Here is a 521-nt window from a genome sequence, read left to right on the forward strand (position 1 = left end):
CCATATTGAAGTGGATGGCGGTGGCGGTGACTTCCATGTCGTAATGCCGTATTCCATGGTCGAGCCAATCCGCGAGTTGCTCGATGCTGGTGTTCAGTCGGACAAGATGGAAACCGACGTACGTTGGAGTTCAGCGCTGCGCGAAGAGATCATGGACTGTCCGGTAAACTTCCGAGTGAACTTGCTGGAAAAAGACATATCGTTGCGCGATTTGATGGAGCTGCAACCAGGCGACATTATTCCGATTGAAATGCCTGAGCACGCAACCATGTTCATCGAAGATTTACCGACTTACCGCGTAAAAATGGGTCGCTCTGAAGACAAGCTTGCCGTGCAAGTCTCTCAAGAGATTGAACGACCACACGTAGTGAAAACTGATTTAGCCTTCTTGGGCAAAGACATCATGTCTGAGCTTGAGAATGACGATGATAGAGATGATTAAGACTCCTTACTCGTTGATTTGATTGAGTAAGGCTTAACACAGGATAGAAAAATGGAACCAAGTGACGATCAAAAGCTAG

General features: G+C 47.2%; 1 protein-coding gene. It reads left to right on the plus strand.

Annotation, left to right across the window (positions count from 1 at the left end):
• A partial coding sequence (locus R7044_RS27970) for a FliM/FliN family flagellar motor switch protein (protein ID WP_225456344.1) occupies positions 1–442 on the plus strand: 442 nt, incomplete at its 5' end.
• Positions 443–521 lie beyond the last annotated feature (79 nt).

The sequence above is a fragment of the Vibrio sp. 1402 genome (assembly GCF_033340275.1).